The 21,569-nt window shown below is 68.5% G+C and carries 17 protein-coding genes, 2 pseudogenes and 1 riboswitch; of the genes and pseudogenes, 10 read left to right on the forward strand and 9 right to left on the reverse strand.

The features are described 5' to 3' along the window. Positions 1 to 1,687 (forward strand): bifunctional lysylphosphatidylglycerol flippase/synthetase MprF (locus tag A5701_RS09935; RefSeq protein WP_067751917.1); only part of this gene is annotated, 1,687 nt, incomplete at its 5' end. A gap of 20 nt (positions 1,688 to 1,707) precedes the next feature. On the opposite strand, the gene A5701_RS09940 is transcribed toward A5701_RS09935, so the two are convergent. Then, positions 1,708 to 2,610 (reverse strand): sigma-70 family RNA polymerase sigma factor, encoded by a 903-nt coding sequence (locus A5701_RS09940; RefSeq protein ID WP_067751920.1) that lies wholly within the window; start codon positions 2,608 to 2,610, stop codon positions 1,708 to 1,710. A 120-nt stretch (positions 2,611 to 2,730) separates the two neighbouring features. Here A5701_RS09940 and A5701_RS09945 point away from each other — a divergent pair. Beyond that, positions 2,731 to 4,092: pseudogene (locus A5701_RS09945) on the forward strand (aspartate aminotransferase family protein); the annotation flags it as partial. On the opposite strand, the gene A5701_RS09950 reads toward A5701_RS09945, so the two are convergent. Beyond that, the gene (locus A5701_RS09950) at positions 4,089 to 4,313 is read right to left on the reverse strand and encodes a hypothetical protein (protein ID WP_067751965.1); all 225 of its coding nucleotides are present in this window, start codon (positions 4,311 to 4,313) and stop codon (positions 4,089 to 4,091) included. The pseudogene A5701_RS09945 and the gene A5701_RS09950 overlap by 4 nt on opposite strands. 227 nt (positions 4,314 to 4,540) lie before the next feature. On the opposite strand from A5701_RS09950, the gene A5701_RS09955 reads away from it, so the two are divergent. The 4 genes from A5701_RS09955 to nagA all read left to right on the forward strand — a co-directional run bounded on the left by A5701_RS09955 (position 4,541) and on the right by nagA (position 8,681). Then, complete coding sequence (locus A5701_RS09955; RefSeq protein ID WP_067751927.1) at positions 4,541 to 5,782, forward strand: D-alanyl-D-alanine carboxypeptidase family protein; 1,242 nt, start codon at positions 4,541 to 4,543, stop codon at positions 5,780 to 5,782. Positions 5,783 to 5,814: 32 nt separating this feature from the next. Beyond that, positions 5,815 to 6,153: a hypothetical protein gene (locus tag A5701_RS09960; RefSeq protein ID WP_067751930.1), complete on the forward strand. Its 339-nt coding sequence runs from the start codon at positions 5,815 to 5,817 to the stop codon at positions 6,151 to 6,153. A gap of 66 nt (positions 6,154 to 6,219) precedes the next feature. Further along, the gene (locus A5701_RS09965; protein ID WP_067751933.1) at positions 6,220 to 7,569 is read left to right on the forward strand and encodes a sugar porter family MFS transporter; all 1,350 of its coding nucleotides are present in this window, start codon (positions 6,220 to 6,222) and stop codon (positions 7,567 to 7,569) included. After that, entirely contained in the window at positions 7,560 to 8,681 is a 1,122-nt protein-coding gene (nagA, locus tag A5701_RS09970) for an N-acetylglucosamine-6-phosphate deacetylase (RefSeq protein ID WP_067751936.1), read from the forward strand. The genes A5701_RS09965 and nagA overlap by 10 nt, the downstream gene beginning before the upstream one ends. Here nagA and yhjD (A5701_RS09975) read toward each other — a convergent pair. Genes yhjD (A5701_RS09975) through trpS form a run of 3 tightly spaced genes read right to left on the reverse strand, consistent with a single transcriptional unit; the run spans position 8,678 to position 11,716 of the window. Then, positions 8,678 to 9,706, reverse strand: a complete 1,029-nt coding sequence (gene yhjD / locus A5701_RS09975; RefSeq protein WP_067751939.1) for an inner membrane protein YhjD — start codon at positions 9,704 to 9,706, stop codon at positions 8,678 to 8,680. The two genes, nagA and yhjD (A5701_RS09975), sit on opposite strands and share 4 nt — an antisense overlap. Continuing rightward, positions 9,703 to 10,689, reverse strand: a complete 987-nt coding sequence (gene yhjD / locus A5701_RS09980) for an inner membrane protein YhjD (protein WP_067751942.1) — start codon at positions 10,687 to 10,689, stop codon at positions 9,703 to 9,705. The genes yhjD (A5701_RS09975) and yhjD (A5701_RS09980) overlap by 4 nt, the downstream gene beginning before the upstream one ends. 7 nt (positions 10,690 to 10,696) lie before the next feature. After that, complete coding sequence (gene trpS / locus A5701_RS09985) at positions 10,697 to 11,716, reverse strand: tryptophan--tRNA ligase (RefSeq protein ID WP_067751945.1); 1,020 nt, start codon at positions 11,714 to 11,716, stop codon at positions 10,697 to 10,699. Between the two features lie 246 nt (positions 11,717 to 11,962). Here trpS and A5701_RS09990 point away from each other — a divergent pair, with 246 nt between their 5' ends. After that, positions 11,963 to 12,760, forward strand: a complete 798-nt coding sequence (locus A5701_RS09990; RefSeq protein WP_067751968.1) for an alpha/beta fold hydrolase — start codon at positions 11,963 to 11,965, stop codon at positions 12,758 to 12,760. Here A5701_RS09990 and A5701_RS09995 read toward each other — a convergent pair. Further along, entirely contained in the window at positions 12,753 to 13,979 is a 1,227-nt protein-coding gene (locus A5701_RS09995) for an NADP-dependent isocitrate dehydrogenase (RefSeq protein WP_067751948.1), read from the reverse strand. The genes A5701_RS09990 and A5701_RS09995 overlap by 8 nt on opposite strands. 33 nt (positions 13,980 to 14,012) lie before the next feature. Continuing rightward, on the reverse strand, positions 14,013 to 16,250 hold the full coding sequence (locus A5701_RS10000) for an NADP-dependent isocitrate dehydrogenase (protein WP_067751951.1): 2,238 nt from the start codon (positions 16,248 to 16,250) through the stop codon (positions 14,013 to 14,015). 148 nt (positions 16,251 to 16,398) lie between these two features. Next, positions 16,399 to 16,519: riboswitch (SAM riboswitch) on the forward strand. 40 nt (positions 16,520 to 16,559) lie between these two features. Between A5701_RS10000 and A5701_RS10005 the strand changes: the two genes are divergently transcribed. From A5701_RS10005 to A5701_RS10015, 3 genes are read left to right on the forward strand one after another with little or no spacing between them, the layout of a single operon-like run. Then, positions 16,560 to 17,918: a bifunctional o-acetylhomoserine/o-acetylserine sulfhydrylase gene (locus tag A5701_RS10005; RefSeq protein WP_067751953.1), complete on the forward strand. Its 1,359-nt coding sequence runs from the start codon at positions 16,560 to 16,562 to the stop codon at positions 17,916 to 17,918. An 11-nt stretch (positions 17,919 to 17,929) separates the two neighbouring features. Further along, on the forward strand, positions 17,930 to 19,048 hold the full coding sequence (locus A5701_RS10010; RefSeq protein WP_067751956.1) for a homoserine O-acetyltransferase: 1,119 nt from the start codon (positions 17,930 to 17,932) through the stop codon (positions 19,046 to 19,048). Positions 19,049 to 19,053: 5 nt separating this feature from the next. Then, positions 19,054 to 19,788, forward strand: a complete 735-nt coding sequence (locus tag A5701_RS10015; protein ID WP_067751971.1) for a class I SAM-dependent methyltransferase — start codon at positions 19,054 to 19,056, stop codon at positions 19,786 to 19,788. On the opposite strand, the gene A5701_RS10020 is transcribed toward A5701_RS10015, so the two are convergent. Further along, entirely contained in the window at positions 19,789 to 21,156 is a 1,368-nt protein-coding gene (locus tag A5701_RS10020) for an HNH endonuclease signature motif containing protein (protein WP_067751960.1), read from the reverse strand. A 121-nt stretch (positions 21,157 to 21,277) separates the two neighbouring features. Then, positions 21,278 to 21,569: pseudogene (locus A5701_RS28530) on the reverse strand (DNA-binding protein); the annotation flags it as partial.

Consider the following 21,569-nt stretch of genomic DNA (forward strand, 5'->3'; position numbering starts at 1 on the left):
AGCGTGCCGGCTGGCGGTCTCGCAGACCTTGGGGACGGGTGTGGGCTCGGCGATCACCTCGGTGGGCCCGGCGCTGCTGTTGCTGGCGGCCGCGGTCGGGTTGCGCCGCGGGCGCCGCTTCGCGTGGTGGCTGGCGCTACTGCTCAACGCCGCCCTGGTCGCGGGCAGCGCCTGGTTCGCCGTGCTGTGGACCCGCGATGCGGCCGACGCGGGATCCGTCGTGCACGACGCGGACGACACCTATTCGTTCGCCCACGACACGTTGATTCTCATCGCGCCGATCGTGGTCCCCTGCCTGATGATCGCGTTGTTGCTGTTCACCCGGCCGTTGTTCACGGTGACCGCACCACGGGCCACCTATCTGCGGCTGGGGCTGGGTCTGGCCGCCACCGCCGCGCTCACCGCCGGCGGCTACCTGTTGATCGCCTATTGGGAGCGCAAGGAATTCGACCCCCCGCCCAACCTTTCTCAGCTGATCTCCGATCTGCCGACCCGCTATCTGCCGCCGGCCTACGAACTGGCGCACAGCGCAAAGTTCCTGCCCAACAGCGGGCTTGCGCTGCTGGCATGGGAGTTCTGCGGCGCCGTGTTCTGGGTGATGCTGCTGGCCGGCCTGCTGGTCAGCTTCTGGCGGGCCAGCGTCGTCGTCGACGACGAGGCACGGACCCGGGCGCGGAACCTGATGGTGGCCAACAGCGGATCGTCGCTGGCCTACATGAGCACCTGGCCGGGCAACGTGTACTGGTTCACCGAGGACGGGCACGCGGCATTCGCCTACCGCGTTGTCGCCGCCGTGGCGCTGACCACCGGGGGCCCGCTGGGCGATCCGGGTGCGCGGGCGGACGCGCTACGTGGCTTCGAGCGGTTCTGCGACCGCAACGGCTGGACGGCGTGCATGTACAGCATCACCGAGGACGTCCGCGACCGCGCGGTGGAGCTGGGGTGGTACGCGGTGCAGGTGGCCGAGGACACCGTGGTGCCGTTGGCCGAGCTGGAGTTCAAAGGCAAGAAGTGGCAAGACATTCGCACCGCGCTGAACAAGGCGGCCAAAGAGGGCATCCGCGCCGAGTGGACGAGCTACCCGGAGGCGCCGCTGTCGATACGCGACCAGGTGCGGGTGATCTCCGAGGAGTGGGTGGCCGACAAGGGCATGCCCGAGATGGGTTGGACGCTGGGCGGTTTGGACGAGCTCGACGACCCGACCGTGCGCTGCCTGATCGCCGTGGACGAGCAGTGGATCGTGCACGGCATCACCAGCTGGTTGCCGGTCTACCGGGACGGGCAAACGGTCGGCTGGACGCTGGACTTCATGCGCAGGCGAGGCAGCAGTCCCTTCAAGGGCGTGATGGAGTTCTTGATTGCCTCTGCGGCACAGAGCTTTCGGGAGGAGGGCGCGGAGTTCCTCAGCCTCTCCGGGGCCCCGCTGGCCCGGCTGGCGCGGGGCAACGAGGTCACGGCGCTCGACCGCATCCTCGATGTCACCGGCAAAGCGCTCGAGCCGGTGTACGGGTTTCGCTCGCTGCTCAGCTTCAAGGCCAAGTTCCAGCCCGAGTACCGGCCCCTGTACATGGCCTACCGTGACCCGTCGACGCTGCCCGCGATCGCCAACGCGATCAGCCGCGCTTACCTACCGCACCTCACCGCGCGCCAGGGGATTCGGCTGGCGCGCAAGCTCGCCCGAAGATAGTCACGCCCGCTGGTCGGGTGTCAGGGCCGGCGCAGCGGAGAGCCGCCGAACTTGTCCGGGTTGGCGATATCCCAGAGCGCGCTGACCTTTCCGTCGCGCACCGTCACCGCCATGATCCGCGGCAACATCTCCCGATACCCGTCGGCAGCAGCGCGGCCGGCGGTGTAGATGCCGAGCTCGCCGTTGACCAGCCCCAGCTCGTACGAGGTGAACATCCCCGGGCCGTACCGCTGCGCCAGGCCCAGCATGAACCGGACCACCTTGTCCGGGCCGCGGATGGTCTGAACGGCCGTGGGCGCCTTGCCGTTCGAATCGCCGGTGAAGCTGACATCGGGATGCAGCAGCGAGACCACGGTGTCCAGGTCGCCGGCGGCCATCGCGGCCATCAGCCGGCCGACCACCTCGTCGTGCGAGGGGTCGGGCCTGGGCGGCGGGGCCGCGCTGACGGCCTTGCGGGCCCGCGACGCCAGCTGCCTCGCGGCGGCCTCGCTGATGCCGAGCACCTCGGCGATCTCCGCGAACGGCACCGCGAACCCGTCGTGCAGCACGAAGGCCACCCGCTGATCGGGCGACAGCCGCTCCAGCACCACCATCGCCGCGAACCGGGCGTCCTCGCGGGAAACGACCGCCGAGAGCGGGTCCGCCCGGTCGAAGCCGGTCACCACCGGCTCCGGCAGCCAGTTCCCGGTGTAGGTCTCGCGCCGGTGCGCGGCCGAGCGCAACTTGTCCAGGCCCAGCCGGCTCACCACCGTGGTCAGCCAGGCCCGCAGGTCGGTGATTTCGGCACCCTGCCGGTCCCAGCGCAGCCACGCCTCCTGCACGATGTCCTCGGCGTCGGCGACCGTGCCGGTGAGCCGGTAGGCGACCGCCATCAGGTGGGGTCGCAGGGCTTCGAATTGTGAGACCTGTTCGGTCCCGGTCATATCGCGAGCCTAGCGCGGCGACGGCGAGCGCCGAAACGGCGCGAGTAAGGAGCCACGCCATCAGACCCAGCGCGGCGACGGCGAGCGCCGAAACGGCGCGAGTAAGGAGCCACGCCATCAGAGCCGGCGGCTAGTCTCACAGACACCATGACAGAGCACCTGTGGCTGCACTTCGCCCGGCACGGCGCCGGCATCACGCCGCCCATCATCGTCCGCGGCGAGGGCGTGACCATCTTCGACGACCGGGGCAAAAGCTACCTCGACGCGCTGTCGGGGCTGTTCACCGTTCAGGTCGGCCACGGTCGCACCGAACTCGCCGAGGTCGCCGCCCGGCAGGCGAGCACACTGGCGTACTTCCCGCTTTGGGGCTATGCCACCCCGACCGCAATCGAGCTCGCCGAGCGCCTCGCAGGCTATGCCCCGGGCGGGCTCAACCGGGTGTTCTTCACCACCGGCGGGACGGAGGCCGTGGAGACCGCGTGGAAACTGGCCAAGCAGTATTTCAAGCTGACCGGCAAACCCGGTAAGCACAAGGTGATTTCGCGGTCGATCGCCTACCACGGCACCACCCAGGGAGCCCTGGCGATCACCGGCCTGCCCGCGTACAAGGCGCCCTTCGAACCCGTGACACCGGGTGGCTTCCGGGTGCCCAACACGAACTTCTACCGCGCGCCCGAGCCGTTTGCCAACGACCCCAAGGGCTTCGGGCGGTGGGCCGCCGACCGGATCGCGGAGGCCATCGAGTTCGAGGGCCCCGAGACCGTCGCCGCGGTGTTCCTGGAGCCGGTGCAGAACGCGGGCGGCGCCATTCCCCCTCCGCCGGGCTATTTCGAGCGGGTGCGCGAAATCTGCGACTCCTACGACGTGCTGCTGGTGTCCGACGAGGTGATCTGCGCGTTCGGCCGGATCGGGTCGATGTTCGCCTGCGACGACCTCGGTTACGTGCCCGACATGATCACTTGCGCCAAGGGCCTGACGTCGGGCTACTCGCCGCTGGGCGCGATGATCGCCGACGAGCGGCTGTTCGAACCGTTCAACGACGGCGCCACCGTCTTCCCGCACGGCTATACCTTTGGCGGACATCCGGTTTCGACGGCAGTGGGGCTGGCCAACCTCGACATCTTCGAGCGTGAGGGCCTCGACGACCACGTCAGGAAGCACGCGTCGGCCTTCCGCGCCACGCTGGAGAAGCTCTACGACCTGCCCATCGTCGGCGACGTCCGCGGCGAGGGGTTCTTCTACGGCATCGAGCTGGTGAAGGACAAGGCGACCAAGGAAACGTTCAGCGCGCAAGAGTGCGAACGGGTGCTGCACGGCTTCGTGTCGCCGGCGCTCTTCGAGGCGGGCCTGTACTGCCGCGCCGACGATCGCGGCGATCCGGTGGTTCAGGTGGCGCCGCCGCTGATCAGCGGTCAGGCCGAATTCGACACCATCGAATCCATCCTGCGCGGCGTGCTCGGCGAGGTGCCTGGAAAGCTTTAGACGCGCTTCACCGCGTCGGCGGCGATCAGCACCTCACGCGAATGCGCGGCGTTCGGGTTGCTGACCATCCGCGACACCGCGTTGCACAGCCAGGTGAGCGCCTCGCGCAGGCCGGCGTCGGGCGTCGCGTCTCGATGGTGCTGCAGTTCGATCAGCACACTTTCCAGGCCGGAGCGCCGGACCTGCGACGCCTTCTCGACCTCCCTGAGCAGTTGTTGCAGCGACCGCGGAGCGTCGCTCTTGCGCCGCCGACGAAACGAGAATCGATCGTTGGGAATGTCTTGGCCCTCGCGGTTCGGCGGAAGATTCGGCGCCGCCACGGTGGCGGCATGCTCAGCGTAGTGGCTCCCCCGCGTTGCCGCCGCCCGATGGCGTCGCAACTTCCGTCTCACCAGTCACAGCGCGGCTCCCTCGAATCGCGCCCGCGATCGCCTAATGTGCACAGGCAATGGACTTCCTACGCCCCGCGTCATGCCTGGCAGCGGCCCTTTTCGTGGCCGCCGCTCCGGTTGCCGTCGCCGCGCCGATCGCGAGTGCCGAGCCCGGCGCCGAGCCCAACGCCGCCACCGCCAACTGCCCCTTCAAGGTGAACACCCCGCCCGCGGTCGACTCGTCGGAGGTCCCGCAAGCCGGTGATCCGCCGATCCCGCTGGCCGTGCCGCCGAAGCCGGTTGGCGGCGAGGCGCTGAGCAGCTGCGGCATCGTCGCCGCGCCCGATACGCCACCGCTGCCGACCGACGTCTCCGCCGACGCGTGGCTGGTGGCGGACCTGGACAGCGGCGCGGTGGTCGCGGCCAAGGACCCGCACGGCCGGCACCGGCCCGCCAGCATCATCAAGGTGCTGATCGCGATGGCGTCCATCAACGCGCTCAACCTGAACAAGTCGGTGCCCGGCACCGCCGACGACGCGGCCGCCGAGGGCACCAAGGTCGGCGTCGAGGAAGGCGGGGTCTTCACCGTCAACCAGTTGCTGCACGGCCTGCTGATGCACTCCGGGAACGACGCCGCGCACGCGCTGGCCATGCAGCTCGGCGGCATGCAGCAAGCCGTGGAGAAGATCAACGTGCTGGCCGCCAAGCTCGGCGGCAAGGACACCCGGGTGGCCACGCCGTCGGGGCTGGACGGGCCCGGCATGAGCACGTCGGCCTACGACATCGGCCTGTTCTACCGCTACGCCTGGCAGAACCCGACCTTCGCCGACATCGTCGCGACGCGGACGTTCGACTTCCCCGGCCACGGCGACCATCCCGGCTACGAACTGGAGAACGACAACCAGCTGCTCTACAAGTACCCGGGCGCCTTGGGCGGCAAGACCGGCTACACCGACGACGCCGGCCAGACGTTCGTGGGCGCCGCCAACCACAACGGGCGACGCTTGATGGCGGTGTTGCTGCACGGGACGCGGGTGCCGATCGCCCCGTGGGAGCAGGCCGCGCACCTGCTGGACTACGGCTTCAGCACGCCACAGGGCACCCAGGTCGGCAACCTCATCGAACCCGACCCCTCGCTGGCGCCCGCCAAACGCGACAGCGCCGCCGACCGGCAGGCCAACGGCGCCGAGGCAGCCGGGCTGATTCCCTCCGCGGACGCGCTGCCGATCCGGGTGGGCGTCGCCGTCATCGGAACGATCATCGTGTTCAGTCTGATCATGGTGGCGCGCGCGATGAACCGCCGGCCACAGCATCGTTGACCGTAGAAGTTTGCTGTGGCACCGTCTTGCGGATGAGCGAAGCCCTGTATGAGGACCCCGGCCTCCGGCTCGACGAGGACGGCATCACCATCCGGCGCTACTACTTCCCGTTTGCCAACCCGAAGCGCATCCCGTACGGCAGGATCCAGGGCGTCAAGGCCGAGCAGATGACGTGGAACAGCGGCAAAGGCCGGATCTGGGGCGCGGGCGACCCGCGGTACTGGTTCCCGCTGGACGTCCGCCGGGGCCGCAAGCGAACGCTTCTGGTGCTCCACCTCGGGCGCCGGGTGCGGCCGTGCATCAGCCCCGACGACCCCGAGCGTGTCATCGAGGTGCTGCGCGATCGGCTGCGGACTGCGAAGTCCCCATAGCGATTAGCTGACAGCGCCGACGGCGAGTGCGTCGATCCCGTCGGCGGCGACACTAAACTCACCCAGATGACCAACGCCCGGCGCGGCCTGGCGGTCGCGCTGACCGCCGCGAGCGTGGGCCTGATCTACGGCTACGACCTGTCCATCATCGCCGGCGCGCAGCTGTACGTCACCGAGGACTTTGGGCTGTCCACGCGGCAACAAGAACTGCTGACGACGATGGTGGTGATCGGGCAGATCGCCGGGGCGCTCGGCGCGGGCGTGCTGGCGAACGCGATCGGGCGGAAGAAGTCGGTGGTGCTGCTCCTGGTCGCCTACGCGGTGTTCGCTCTGCTGGGCGCGCTGTCGGTGTCCCTGCCGATGCTGTTGACGGCCCGGCTCCTGTTGGGCCTGACGCTGGGCGTGGCGGTGGTGGTGGTGCCGGTGTACGTGGCGGAGTCCGCCCCGACCGCGGTGCGCGGCTCGCTGCTGACGGCCTACCAGCTTGCCATCGTCAGCGGGCTCATCGTCGGCTACCTGACCGGCTACCTGCTGGCCGGGTCGCACAGCTGGCGCTGGATGCTGGGACTGGCCGCCGTGCCCGCCATCGTGTTGCTGCCGTTGCTGATTCGCGCGCCCGACACGGCGCGGTGGTACGTGCTCAAGGGCCGCCTCGAGGAGGCCCGCCGGGCGCTGCTGCGCGTGGAGCCCAACGCCCGCGTCGACGAGGAACTCGCCGAGATCGGCCGCGCGCTCGGCGAGGGCTCCTCCGGTCACAAGGGCGGCTGGTCGGAGATGCTGCGGCCGCCGTATTCGCGCGCCACCGCTTTCGTGATCACGCTCGGCTTTCTGATCCAGATCACCGGCATCAACGCGATCATCTATTACAGCCCGCGGATCTTCCAGGCCATGGGCTTCACCGGAAATTTCGCGCTGCTGGCGCTGCCGGCCCTGGTTCAGGTCGCCGGGCTGGCGGCCGTGGGCGCGTCGCTGCTGCTGGTCGACCGGCTGGGCCGGCGCCCAATCCTGTTGTCCGGCATCGCCATGATGATCGCCGCCGACGTCGTGCTGATGGCCGTGTTCGGGCGGGGCATCGGCGGCGCGGTCCTCGGATTCGCCGGCATCGTGCTGTTCATCTTCGGCTACACGATGGGCTTCGGCTCCCTGGGCTGGGTGTACGCCAGCGAGAGCTTCCCGTCCCGGCTGCGCTCCATCGGGTCGAGCACGATGCTGACCTCGAACCTGGTGGCCAACGCGATCGTCGCCGCCGTCTTCCTCACCATGCTCCATTCCCTCGGCGGCGCGGGAACTTTCGCGGTGTTCGCGTCCCTGGCTGCGGTCGCGTTCGTCGTGGTCTACCGGTACGCGCCGGAGACCAAGGGCCGCCAACTCGAGGAGATCCGCTACTTCTGGGAAAACGGCGGCCGATGGGACTGATCGCCGCGGGCACGATGGTGCTCGACGGATGGGTCCGCCGGCCGGGATGGCTCGAGACGGACGGGCCGCGGATCGTGGCGTGCGGCGCCGGGGCCCCGCCCCGCCCGGCCGACGACGCCTTCCCCGATGGGGCCGTGGTCCCCGGTTTCATCGACATGCACGTGCACGGCGGCGGCGGGGCGTCCTACACCGACGGCGACGGCATCGCCGGTGCGGCGGAATTCCACCTGCGGCACGGCACCACGACCACGCTCGCCAGCCTGGTGAGCACCTCGCCGGCGGAGTTGCTCGCCGGCGTGCGCGCGCTGGCCGAAGCCGCCCGGCACGGGATCGTCGCGGGCATCCACCTGGAGGGGCCGTGGCTGAGCCGGGCCCGCTGCGGGGCGCACGACCCCGCGCTCCTGCGCGCCCCGGATCCGGCGGAGGTCGACGCCGCGCGGGCCGCGGGCGGCGGCGCGATCCGGATGGTCACGCTCGCCCCGGAGCTGCCCGGCGCCGACGAAGCGATCCGCCGCTTCCGCGACGCCGGAGTCGTTGTGGCGGTGGGGCATACGGACGCCACCTACGAGCAGGTCGAACGCGCCATCGCGCAGGGCGCCACGGTCGGCACCCACCTGTTCAACGCGATGCCGCCACTGCACCATCGCGAGCCCGGGCCGGCGCTCGCCCTGCTCCGGGACCCGGGGGTCACCGTCGAGCTGATCGCCGACGGCGTGCACGTGCACCCGGCCGTCGTGGACGCGGTGATCGCGGCCGCGGGGCCCGACCGGGTCGCCCTTGTCACCGACGCCATCGCCGCGGCCGGCCGTGGGGACGGGCCGTTTCGCCTCGGCGCGGTGGCCGTCGACGTCGTCTCGGCGGTGGCACGGGTGCGGGGGACGTCGACGATCGCGGGCAGCACCGCCACGATGGACGCGCTCTTTCGCAACGTCAACGCCGGTGCGGGGCTGGCCGCCGCGGCGCTGACGACCTCGGGTACCCCGGCGCGGGCGCTCGGCCTCGAGCGGATCGGCTTCCTGCGCTCCGGCTATGACGCGAATCTGGTTGTGCTGGACGGTGATCTGCGGGTTACGGCGGTCATGGTCGCCGGCCGTTGGCGGGTAGGCCGCTAACGAAGCCGCCGGGTGATGCGGGAAAGGGCCAGCGCCCCAACGGCTCCCATCGCCATCGCGGTCAACGTCTGGCGCGTGCCGATGCCGTCGTCGAGCTGCACACGGGGGGCGATGATCGCCGGCGCGGGAGGGGCGACGTGGCGGGTGCGCGGGTGACCGGAGGCCGTCGCCGCCCACGCCGTGCAGAAGAGCACCAGGTATGAGGTGACGTAGGCGAACACCATCAGACCCAGCACCGGGCCGAACGTCGCGCCCGCGGGGCTGCGCAGCACCGCCCGCAGGTACAGCGATCCCACCTGTTTGAAGATCTCGAACCCGACCGCCGCCATCAGCGCGGCCCGCATCGAATCGGTCAGGCTGACCTTCTCGCGCGGCAGCCGGGCGATCATCCAGGCGAACAACAACCACGACACCGCCGTCGAGATCACGATCGACAGCAGCCAGAAGAACCAGTCGAACACCACGAGTTGCGGTATGCCGAGCCATTTGAGCAACGCCGCCAACGGCGCGTCATGGCCAATGGTGGTCAGGCCGACGGTGGCCACGATCACCGCGAACGTCCCGAGCATGGCCAACAGATCGGAGAACTTGTTGTGGACGAAGCCGGGCGACTCGATGCGCTCGTCCCACCACATCTCCGTCAGCGCCTGCCGCAGATGCGATATCCAGCCCAGGCCCGCCCAGACGGCGGTGGCCAGGCCGATGACACCCACCGACGTGCGCGCGGCGATCGCGGAGTTCATCAGATCCAGCAGCTGGTCCCCCAGCGCGCCGGTGACCTGGGACCGGATATGGTCGTCGATCGTCTTCAGCAGCTCCGGGCGCCGGGCCAGGATGAACCCGAAGGCCGCGAAACCCACCATCAGCAAAGGGAATAACGCGAAGATCGTGTAATAGGTGAGGCCGGCCGCGAAGAACCCCCCGTTGCGGTCGTCGAAGCGCTGGTAGGCGCGGATGACGTGGTCGAGCCAGCCGTGCCGGGCCCGCAACCGGTCGAGGATTCCGGGCTTTGCAGGTTCGGTCATGAGGAGTTCTTACCCCGCGCCACCGCAGGGATCCCAGCTTGTGGCGGCGCGTCGGCGGCCGGCTGCACCCCCGGGGCGATGATCCCCGGCGGGTCTGCCTGCCGGGCGCGGGGGCCGTCCCACGCCGTCGCGGCCCAGGCGGTACTGAACAGCACCAAGAGCCAGGTGACGTACGCGAACGCCAACAAACCCAGCACCGGACCGAAGGTGGCCCCGGCGGCGCTGCGCAGCACGATCTTCAGGTAGAGCGATCCCAACAGCTTGAACAACTCGAACCCGGCGGCCGCAATCAAGCCGGCCTCCATCGACGTGACGATGCCGACCGACTCGCGCGGCAATCGCACGATCACCCAGCTGAACACCAGCCACGACACCGCGAACGCCGTCAGCACCGAAATAACTCGGAATACCCAGTGAAACACCGAAAGTTCCGGTATACCAAGCAATTTCAGCGCAGCTCGCATTGGCTTCTCGTGTCCCAGCGCGGACAGTCCCATGGTGATCACGACCACTACCAACGTCCCCACCACGGCGGCCAGATCGGACAGTATCGTGCGGACGAAACCCACGGAGTCCACTGGGTGCTCCCATATTCGGCCCAGCGCCTCCCGGAGGCGATACATCCACGTTTGGCCCAGCCAGGCCGCGACTACCAACCCGATCACACCAACGGATGCACGGGCCGCGATCGCCGAATGGATCAGGTTGACCAGGTGCTGCCCCAACTCGGGGGACACCCAGGACCGGACGTGTTCGTCGATCGTGCCCAGTAGCTCAGGATGACGCGACAATCCGAAGCTACCCAGCGCGAAACCGACCATCAGCAAGGGAAATAACGCGATAAGCGTGTAGTAGGTGAGGCCGGCCGCAAGCAGGTTGCCACTGCAATCCCTGAAGTGAAAAAAGGCGCGGATGACGTGTTCGAGCCAGCCGTGCCGGGCCCGCAGCCGACCGAGGAGGCCTGCCTTGGCCGGCTCGCTCATGGTGAACTCATCCTCGCTGCGGAAGGAACCCTAACCGATCGTAGACCCGCCGAACGGTCTTGCCTGCGACATCCTCGGCGCGCTCGGCCCCGACCGCGAGCACGCCCTCCAATTCGGCTGGGTCGGCCAGCAATTCGTCGACGCGCGCCTTGATCGGGCTGACGAACTCGACGACCGCCTCGGCGGTGTCCTTCTTCAGGTCGCCGTAACCCCGTCCTGCGTAACCCTCGACGAGCTTGTCGATGGCCACGCCGGTGACCGCCGACTGGATGGTCAGCAGGTTCGACACGCCCGCCTTGGCCTCGGTGTCGAAGCGGATCTCGCGCTCGCTGTCGGTGACCGCCGAACGAATCTTCTTCGCGGACGCGGCGGGGTCGTCGAGCAGGTTGATCAAGCCGGCGTCGGTGGCCGCGGACTTGCTCATCTTCGACGTCGGGTCCTGCAAGTCGTAGATCTTGGCGGTGACCTTGGGGATCAGCAGATCGGGCACCACGAAGGTGTCGGGGAACCGGCTGTTGAACCGCTGCGCCACGTCGCGCGCCAGCTCCAGATGCTGGCGCTGGTCCTCGCCCACCGGAACCAGTTCGGCGTCGTAGGCCAGGACGTCGGCGGCCTGCAGCACCGGATAGGTGAACAGGCCCACGGTGGTGGAGTCGCCGCCCTGGCGGGCCGACTTGTCCTTGAACTGCGTCATCCGCGACGCCTGCCCGAACCCGGTGAAGCAGCCCAGCACCCAGGCCAGCTGAGAGTGGGCGGGCACGTGGCTCTGCACGAAGATGGTGCTGCGGGCGGGGTCGATGCCCAGCGCCAGATACTGGGCCGCCGTCACCAGGGTCCGGCGGCGCAGCGCCTCGGGGTCCTGGGGAATGGTGATGGCGTGCAGGTCGACGACGCAGAAGAAGCACTCGTGTTGGTCCTGCAGCGCGACCCACTGGGTGATGGCACCCAACGCGTTCCCGAGGTGGAGCGAGTCGGAGGTGGGCTGCACGCCGGAGAAAATCCGGCCGGATCCGGTAGCGGTGCTCATGATGCACCGATCTTTTCACGCGGGTCTTGCCGGGCATGCGCCGCCGCCGAGTGCGCGGCTGGCTTCACCCTCGTCGCCGAGTATGCGGCCAGCCGCACACTCGCGAGCGCGCGGCGCCCGGCCGGCCGGGCGCTCGCTTGCGGTACCGGCGGTACCGCATTTAATGTCGGCGGTATGGGGAGCAAGAGGATCAACAGCAACACGGGGACGCGGCCACCGATCCATCTCGGCTCGGGCGAGCCGGTCCTGCTGCTGCACCCGTTCCTGCTGTCCCAGGCGGTCTGGGAGGACGTCGCCCGGCGGCTGGCCGACACCGGACGGTACGAGGTGTTCGCCCCGACGATGGCCGGCCACAACGGCGGCCCCTCCGCGGGGACCTGGTTCCTGTCCTCGGCGGTCCTGGCCGACCACGTGGAACAGCAGATGGACGAGCTGGGCTGGGACACCGCCCACATCGTGGGCAACTCGCTGGGTGGCTGGGTCGCGTTCGAACTCGAGCGGCGCGGGCGGGCGCGCAGCGTCATGGGCATCGCCCCGGCCGGTGGGTGGACGCGTTGGAGCCCGGCGAAGTTCGAGGTGATCGCCAAGTTCATCCTGGGCATTCCGCTGCTGGTGCTGGCCTGGCTGTTCGGCCCGAAGGTGATGCGCCTGCCGTTCAGCCGCCAGCTGGCCACCTACGCGATCAGCGCGCGGCCCGACGGGGTCACCGACGAGCAGCTGCTCGGCTGCATCGACGACGTCGCCCACTGCCCCGCCTACTTCCAGCTGCTGGTCAAGTCGCTGCTGCTGCACGGCCTGCAGGAGCTGGCCGAGAACGCCGTCCCGGCGCACCTGGTGATCTGCGAAAAGGACCGGATCGTGCCCGCCCCCCGGTTCAGCAGGCATTTCACCACCCACCTGCCCGACGACCACCAGGTCACCGAGCTCGACGGCGTGGGGCACATCCCGATGTTCGAGGCGCCGGACCGCGTCGCGGGACTGGTCATCGCGTTCCTCGACGAGTGCAACGCGGCGAGCCGCGGCGCCAACCCGTCGGCTAGCTGACCAGCTTCTTTTCCAGGTTCTCGGCGATCGAGTTCAGGAACTCCTCGCTCTGCTGCCATTCCTGCTTGGGGCCGATGAGGATGGCCAGGTCCTTGGTCATCTTCCCGCTCTCGACCGTGGAGACCACCACGTCCTCGAGCGTCTGCGCGAACTCGATCACCTCGGGGGTGTCGTCCAGCTTGCCGCGGTGCGCCAGCCCACGCGTCCAGGCGAAGATCGAGGCGATCGGGTTCGTCGAGGTCGGCTTGCCGGCCTGGTACTGGCGGAAGTGCCGGGTGACGGTGCCGTGCGCGGCCTCGGCCTCGACCGTCTTGCCGTCGGCGGTCATCAGCACCGACGTCATCAGCCCCAGTGAGCCGTAGCCCTGCGCGACGAGGTCGGACTGGACGTCGCCGTCGTAGTTCTTGCAGGCCCACACGTACCCGCCCTCCCACTTGAGGCAGGCGGCCACCATGTCGTCGATCAGCCGGTGCTCGTAGGTCAGCCCCTCGGCCTCGAACTTGTCCTTGAACTCCTCGTCGTAGATGCGCTGGAACTCGTCCTTGAACATGCCGTCGTAGGCCTTGAGGATGGTGTTCTTCGTGGACAGGTAGACCGGCCACTTGGCGTTCAGGCCGTACGAAAGGGAGGCGCGGGCGAAGTCGCGGACGGATTCCTTGAAGTTGTACATCCCCATCACGACGCCGCCGTCGTCGGGAATGGAAACCACCTCGTGCACCATCGGCTCGCTGCCGTCGGACGGCGTGAACGTGATCGACACGGTGCCGGGTTTGTCGACCTTGAAGTTGGTCGCCCGGTACTGGTCGCCGAACGCATGCCGACCGATGACGATCGGCTTGGTCCAGCCGGGCACCAGGCGCGGCACGTTGGAGATCACGATGGGCTCGCGGAAGATGGTGCCGCCCAGGATGTTCCGGATCGTGCCGTTGGGCGACAGCCACATCTTCTTCAGGTTGAACTCGGAGACACGGGCCTCGTCGGGGGTGATGGTCGCGCACTTGACGCCCACGCCGTGCCTCTTGATGGCGTACGCGGCGTCGATGGTCACCTGGTCGTTGGTGCGGTCGCGGTTCTCGATGCCGAGGTCGTAGTAGTCCAGGTTGATGTCCAGGTGCGGCAAGATAAGCAGGTCTTTGATGAACTTCCAGATGACGCGGGTCATCTCGTCACCATCGAGCTCTACAACCGGGCCCTTGACCTTGATCTTGTCGGTGGACATCGGGTCAACTCCCTATCTAGCGGCCCTTGAAGCTTACGAGCTTTGCGAAGCGGCCAGCGCCTCATTCAACGTCTTGCTCGGCCGCATCACCGCCGTCGTCTTCTCGCTGTCCGGGTAGTAGTAACCACCGATGTCGACGGTCTCGCCCTGTGCCTTGGCGAGTTCGGCCACGATGGTGTCCTCGTTGCGGCCCAACTCGTCGGCCAGCGCGGCGAAGTGCTCGCGCAGCTCCTCGTCGTCGGATTGCGCGAGTTCCTGCGCCCAGTACAGCGCCAGGTAGAACTGGCTGCCACGGTTGTCGAGCTCCCCGGCCTTGCGCGACGGGCTCTTGTTGTTCTCCAGCAGCTTGCCGATCGCGGCGTCGAGCGTCTTGCCGAGGATCTTGGCGCGCTCGTTGTCGGTCTTGATGCCGATGTCTTCGAAACACGCTCCCAGAGCGAGGAATTCACCGAGGGAATCCCAGCGCAGGTGGTTCTCCTCGAGCAGCTGATGGACGTGCTTGGGCGCCGAACCGCCCGCCCCGGTTTCGTACATGCCGCCGCCGGCCATCAGCGGCACGATCGACAGCATCTTGGCGCTGGTGCCCAGCTCCAGAATGGGGAACAGGTCGGTGAGGTAGTCGCGCAGGATGTTTCCGGTCGCGGCGATGGTGTCCTGCCCGCGCATCGCGCGCTCCAGCGTGTACCGCATGGCCCACACCTGCGGCATGATGTTGATGTCCAGGCCCTCGGTGTCAAGTTCCTTCAGGTACGCCTTGACTTTTTTGCGCAGCTCCACCTCGTGCGGCCGTTCCGTGTCCAGCCAGAACACCACCGTCATGCCGGAGTTGCGCGCCCGGGTGACGGCCAGCTTGACCCAGTCCCGGATCGCCTCGTCGGTGACGATCGGCATCCGCCAGATGTCGCCCTCCTCCACGTTCTGGCTGAGCAGCACCTCCCCGGTGTCGAGGTCGACGATGTTGGCGACGCCGTCTTCGGGGATCTCGAAAGTCTTGTCGTGCGAGCCGTACTCCTCGGCCTGCTGCGCCATCAAACCGACGTTGGGGACGGTGCCCATCGTCGTCGGATCGAACTGGCCGTGGGTTTTGCAGAAATTGATGATCTCTTGGTAGATCCGGGAGAAGGTCGACTCGGGGTTGACGGCCTTGGTGTCCTTCTGCCGCCCGTCGGCGCCCCACATCTTGCCGCCCGCGCGGATCATCGCCGGCATCGACGCGTCCACGATCACGTCGCTGGGCGAATGAAAGTTGGTGATGCCCTTGGCCGAATCGACCATCGCCAGTTCCGGACGGTGTTCGTGGCAGGCGTGCAGGTCGCGGATGATCTCCTCGTGCAGCGACGCGGGCAGCGACTCGATCTTGTTGTAGAGGTCGACCAATCCGTTGTTGACGTTGACACCGAGCTCGTCGAAGAGCTCCTGGTGCTTGGCGAACGCGTCCTTGTAGAAGACCTTGACGGCGTGGCCGAACACGATCGGGTGCGAGACCTTCATCATCGTCGCCTTGACGTGCAGCGAGAACATCACGCCGGTCTCGTAGGCGTCCTGCATCTGTTCCTCGTAGAACTCGACCAGGGCCTTCTTGCTCATGAACATGGAGTCGATGACGTCGCCGTCGCGCAGCTCCACCTTGGGCTTGAGCTCGAGGGTCTTCCCGCTCTTGGTCTCCAGCACCATCTTCACGTTGCGGTCGCGGTCCAGCGTCATCGACTTCTCGCCGTGATAGAAGTCGCCGTGCCGCATGGTGGCGACGTGGGTGCGCGAAGCCGGCGACCACGCCCCCATGCTGTGGGGGTGCTTGCGCGCGTACTCCTTCACCGCCTTCGGCGCGCGGCGGTCCGAGTTGCCTTGCCGCAGAACCGGGTTGACCGCACTGCCCAGGCACTTGCCGTAGCGGGCGCGGATTTCGGAGTCCTCGTCGGTCTTCGGGCTCTGCGGGAAGTCCGGGATCTTGTATCCCTTGTCCTGCAGCTCCTTGACGGCGGCGATCAGCTGGGGCACCGAGGCGCTGATGTTCGGCAGCTTGATGATGTTGGTGTCTGGCAGCTTCGTCAGCTCGCCCAGCTCGCAGAGGTTGTCCGGAACCCGCTGCTCTTCGGTCAAATCGTCGGGAAACTCGGCGAGGATCCGGGCGGCCACGGAGATGTCACTGGTCTTGATCTCGATGCCCGCCGGCTCGGCGAAGGCGCGCACGATCGGCAGGAAGGCGTAGGTCGCCAGCAACGGCGCTTCGTCGGTCAGTGTGTAGATGACGGTCGGCTGTTCGGCGCTCACGGTCCTTCTTCCCGGCGTCAAAATCCTCGAATATTCGGTCAGATCTCTGGGGGGCTCAGCGTTCTTCCTGCCACGTTATCAAGGGCGTTTGGGCAGGTGTCGACCTGCCATTGGCATCCAGTCGGCACAGTAAGCTAATCTTCGTATTGGTCATGAGCGCCAGCATCAAGCCCCGGCTTGCTGGCCGGCAACCCTCCAACCGCGGTGGGGTGCCCCGGGTGATGACCAGGTTGAGTAGCCAAGCACCGGCTATCCGGCAAGCGCGGGTCCGCCATGACGGGCCCCTGAGCCAGACAGGGGAAGCTTTCCATGAGCGATGCCACCAGCAACGACGACACCGATCCGACCGCCGGCTGGTCGTTTGAGACCAGGCAGGTGCACGCCGGCCAGCACCCGGACCCGGCCACCAACGCCCGCGCCCTGCCGATCTACCAGACCACCTCGTACACGTTCGACGACACCACCCATGCCGCCGCCCTGTTCGGGCTTGAGGTGCCGGGCAACATCTACACCCGGATCGGCAACCCGACGACCGACGTCGTCGAGCAGCGCATCGCCGCCCTCGAGGGTGGCGTGGCCGCGCTCTTCCTGAGCTCCGGGCAGGCCGCGGAGACCTTCGCGATCCTGAACCTCGCGTGTGCCGGAGATCACATCGTCTCCAGCCCGCGGCTCTACGGCGGCACGTACAACCTGTTCCACTACTCGCTGGCCAAGCTCGGCATCGAGGTCAGCTTCGTCGACGACCCGGACGATCTGGACTCCTGGCAGGCCGCGGTGCGGCCCAACACCAAGGCGTTCTTCGGCGAGACGATCTCCAACCCGCAGATCGACCTGCTGGACATTCCCGGGGTGGCCGGGGTCGCCCACTCCAACGGAATACCGCTGATCGTCGACAACACCATCGCCACGCCCTACCTGATCCAGCCGTTCGCCCACGGCGCCGACATCGTCGTGCACTCGGCCACCAAGTACCTCGGCGGGCACGGCTCGGCCATCGCCGGCGTCATCGTCGACGGCGGCACCTTCGACTGGACGCAGGGCCGCTTCCCCGGCTTCACCACGCCCGACCCGAGCTACCACGGCGTGGTGTTCGCCGAGCTCGGGCCGCCGGCGTACGCGCTCAAGGCGCGGGTGCAGCTACTGCGCGACCTCGGGTCGGCCGCCTCGCCGTTCAACGCGTTCCTGGTCGCCCAGGGCATCGAGACCCTGAGCCTGCGCGTCGAGCGGCATGTCGCCAACGCGCAGCGGGTCGCCGAATTCCTCGAGGGTCACGACGGCGTGCTGTCGGTGAACTACGCGGGCCTGCCCAGCTCGCCGTGGCACGAGCGGGCGAAGAAGCTGGCGCCCAAGGGAACCGGCGCCGTGCTGGCCTTCGAGCTGGCCGGTGGCGTCGAGGCCGGCAAGGCGTTCGTCAACGCGCTGAAGCTGCACAGCCACGTCGCCAACATCGGCGACGTGCGCTCGCTGGTGATCCACCCGGCGTCCACCACGCACGCCCAGCTGAGCCCGGCCGAGCAGCTGGCCACCGGCGTCACGCCGGGCCTGGTGCGGCTGGCCGTCGGGATCGAGGGCATCGACGACATCCTGGCCGACCTGGAACTCGGTTTCGCCGCCGCGCGGAAGTACGGTGCCGAGGCGTCCGACCCGCAAGCCGTGGCGGCGTTCTAGGGAGCCCGGGCATGACGATCTCCGACGTTCCGACCCAGGCGCTGCCCGCCGAAGGCGAGATCGGCCTGGTGCACATCGGCTCGCTGACCACCGAGAGTGGCGCGGTGATCGACGACGTGTGCATCGCCGTCCAGCGCTGGGGTGAGCTGTCGCCGAGTCGTGACAACGTGGTGGTGGTGCTGCACGCGCTGACCGGTGACTCGCACATCACCGGGCCCGCCGGACCGGGTCATCCCACTGGCGGCTGGTGGGAAGGGGTGGCCGGGCCGGGCGCGCCGATCGACACCGACCGCTGGTGCGCCGTGGCCACCAACGTGCTGGGCGGTTGCCGCGGCTCCACCGGGCCCAGCTCGCTGGCCCGCGACGGAAAGCCCTGGGGCTCAAGGTTTCCGATGGTCTCGGTGCGCGACCAGGTGGAGGCCGACATCGCCGCACTGGCCGCGCTGGGAATCAACGAGGTCGCCGCCGTTGTTGGTGGGTCCATGGGCGGCGCACGGGCATTGGAGTGGATGGTCGGTCACCCGAGCCGGGTGCGGGCCGGTCTGCTGCTGGCCGTCGGCGCGCGGGCGACCGCGGACCAGATCGGCACCCAGACCACACAGATCGCGGCCATCAAGGCCGACCCGAACTGGCAGGGCGGCGACTACCACGACACCGGCCGCACCCCGAACACCGGCCTGACCATCGCCCGCCGCTTCGCCCACCTGACCTACCGCGGGGAAACGGAGCTCGACACCCGGTTCGGCAACGACAAGCAGGGTGGCGAGGACAGCCGCTACGCCGTGCAGAGCTACCTCGAACACCAGGGCGACAAGCTGCTGGCCCGCTTTGACGCGGGCAGCTATGTGACCCTGACCGAGGCGCTGAACAGCCACGACGTCGGCCGCGGTCGCGGCGGGGTGCGCAAGGCCCTGACCGGTTGCCCGGTGCCCGCCGTGGTTGGCGGCATCACCTCCGACCGGCTCTACCCGCTGCGGTTGCAGGAGGAGCTCGCCGAGCTGCTGCCGGGCTGCGGCGGCCTGGAAGTTGTCGAGTCGATCTGCGGGCACGACGGCTTCCTGGTGGAATCCGAGGCGGTCGGGGAACTGATTCGCAAGACGCTCGATCTCGCCGCCAACGAAGGCACGTGACGGCGGTGACCCGTTCTCGCCACGACCGCTCCCTGTCGTTCGGTTCCGCGGCGGCGGCCTATGAGCGGGGACGCCCGTCCTACCCGCCGGAGGCCATCGACTGGCTGCTGCCGCGCGGCGCGCGCCAGGTGCTCGACCTCGGGGCGGGCACCGGCAAGCTGACCACCCGGCTGGTGGAACGCGGGCTGGACGTTGTGGCCGTCGACCCGATTCCCGACATGCTGGAGGTGTTGCGCACCTCGCTGCCGGAGACCCGCGCGCTCCTGGGCACCGCGGAAGGGATTCCCTTGCCGGACAACAGCGTTGACGTCGTACTGGTCGCGCAGGCGTGGCACTGGGTGGATCCCGAGCGCGCCATCCCCGAGGTGGCCCGCGTACTGCGGCCCGGCGGGCGGCTGGGCCTGGTGTGGAATACCCGCGACGAGCGGCTGGGCTGGGTGCGGGAGCTGGGCGAGATCATCGGTTCCGACGGCGACCGCGGCCGCTTCGACGTCACGCTGTCCGAATCGTTCACCGAGCCGGAGCGCCACCAGGTCGAGTGGACGAATTACCTTACGCCGCAAGCGCTGATCGACTTGGTCGCGTCGCGCAGCTACTGCATCACCTCGCCGACCGAGGTCCGCACCAGGACGCTGGACCAGGTGCGTGAGTTGCTGGCCACCCATCCGGCGCTGGCGAATTCGACGGGGCTGGCGCTCCCCTACGTCACCGAGTGCATCCGCGCGACGCTGACCGAGTGACTATGCCGCGTCGTCATCGTCGTCGTCGTGGAGAAGTTTTTCGGGGTGGTGGAAGGTGTTGGTGCGGGGTTGGCCGCGGTCCAGGTGTGGGGGTGGGATCCAGACGGTGTCGCCTTTGGTGTTTGTGCGGGTGGTCCAGCCGCCGGGTTTGAGCAGGCGGTGATGGGGTCCGCAGGCGAAGGTGAGGTTGTCGATGTCGGTGCGGCCGCATTGGGCGTAGTCGGTGACATGGTGGACCTCGGAGAGGTAGCCGGGCACGGTGCAGCCCGGCGCCGAACACCCGCGGTCTTTCGCGTACAACACGATGCGTTGCCCCGGGGAGGCCAGCCGCTTGCTGTGATAGAGGGCCACGGGTTTGGCGTGATCGAAGACGGCCAGATAATGGTGGGCGTGGCGGGCCAGGCGGATCACGTCGCTGATCGGTAACCGGGTGCCACCACCGGTGCGGCCGTGACCGGCGGCGGCCTGCAGGTCGGCCAGGGTGGTGGTGATGATGATGGAGGCCGGTAACCCGTTGTGGCGGCCGAGTTCTCCCGAGGCCAGTAGCGCGCGGTTGGCCGCCAGCAGTGCGTCGTGGTTGCGTTGGGCCGCCGAGCGGGCGTCGCGGTCGATGGCCTCCTGGCTCGGGGCCCCGTCCACACACGGGGTGTCCTCGAGTGGGTTGCACATGCCGGGCGCGGCGAGTTTGGCCAGCACCGCCTCGAGGGTGGCGCGGGCCTCGGGGGTGAGCAGGGCGCGCAGCTCGGACATGCCATCCGCGGCTTGCTTGCCCAACACCAGGCCGCGGCGCCGCGCCCGGTCCTCGTCGCGGTAGGTGCCGTCGGGGTTGAGGCAATCGGCGACGTGATCGGCGAGCGCGGCCAATTGTTCGGGGCGGTACTGCGTTCCGTGCGTGGCCAGGTCGGCCTCGACCGCGGCGCGGGTGGCGGCATCGACCCAGCCGGGCAGCTGACGGAAGAACCGGCGGATCACCGCCACCTGCCCGGCACCGAGCTTCCCCGCCCGCTGGGCGGCCGCGGTGGCCGGCAGAATCGGCTCCAGCGGTTCGCCGGTCAGCCCGCGCCGCGGGCCGAGATCCACCGCTTCCTTGACGCGGTGTGAAGCCTCCGCGCGGCTGACCAACGTCGCCTCGGCGATCGCATGCGCCAAAGTGCCGCCCAACTCTTCGGGGGTGGCCTGATGGGCCAGGGAGTTGATCACCGGGTGTTCGAGTGCGGGCAGTTGGCGGCGCGCCTGCTCGCAGCGTTCCAGCATCGCCAGCTGCTGCCGCACCGTCATCGCGTCCACCGGCAGCGCGCGGGCGCGGGCCAAAACTGCATCCAGGTCATCGAACACCGCCTCGGCGTCGGGATGACCATCTGGACTCATACCGCCAAACTAGCCACCCCCACCGACAAAAACAGCCCCAAAAATCGCCATGGATGCACACTCGCGCAACTTAGTTCGAATTCTTGCGGCCAGCGTCGCCTCGGCGCCGGCCGCCCCGGGGTCAGTCGCCCACGAGACTCGATATCGGGGTCACCACTACCGCCTCGTCGGCGTCAAAACCGTTGGGCGCGAGCCGTCCGATCCGCGACTCGATGTCGTACGGGACGATGATGGCGGTCGCGCCCCGGACCCGGCTGACGGTGCGGGCCATCTTGTCCGCGGTGCGGTCGTGCAGCAGCCGGCCCAACAGGGGCGAGTACGTGCGGCGCGGCAACAGCACCGTCACCCTGGTGTCCGGGTGGTCCTTGAGCACCCGCAGCACCAATTCGTGTGCGGCCCGGCTCAAATGGCGA

The organism is Mycobacterium sp. E3305 (assembly GCF_001666785.1).
Taxonomy (GTDB): domain Bacteria; phylum Actinomycetota; class Actinomycetes; order Mycobacteriales; family Mycobacteriaceae; genus Mycobacterium.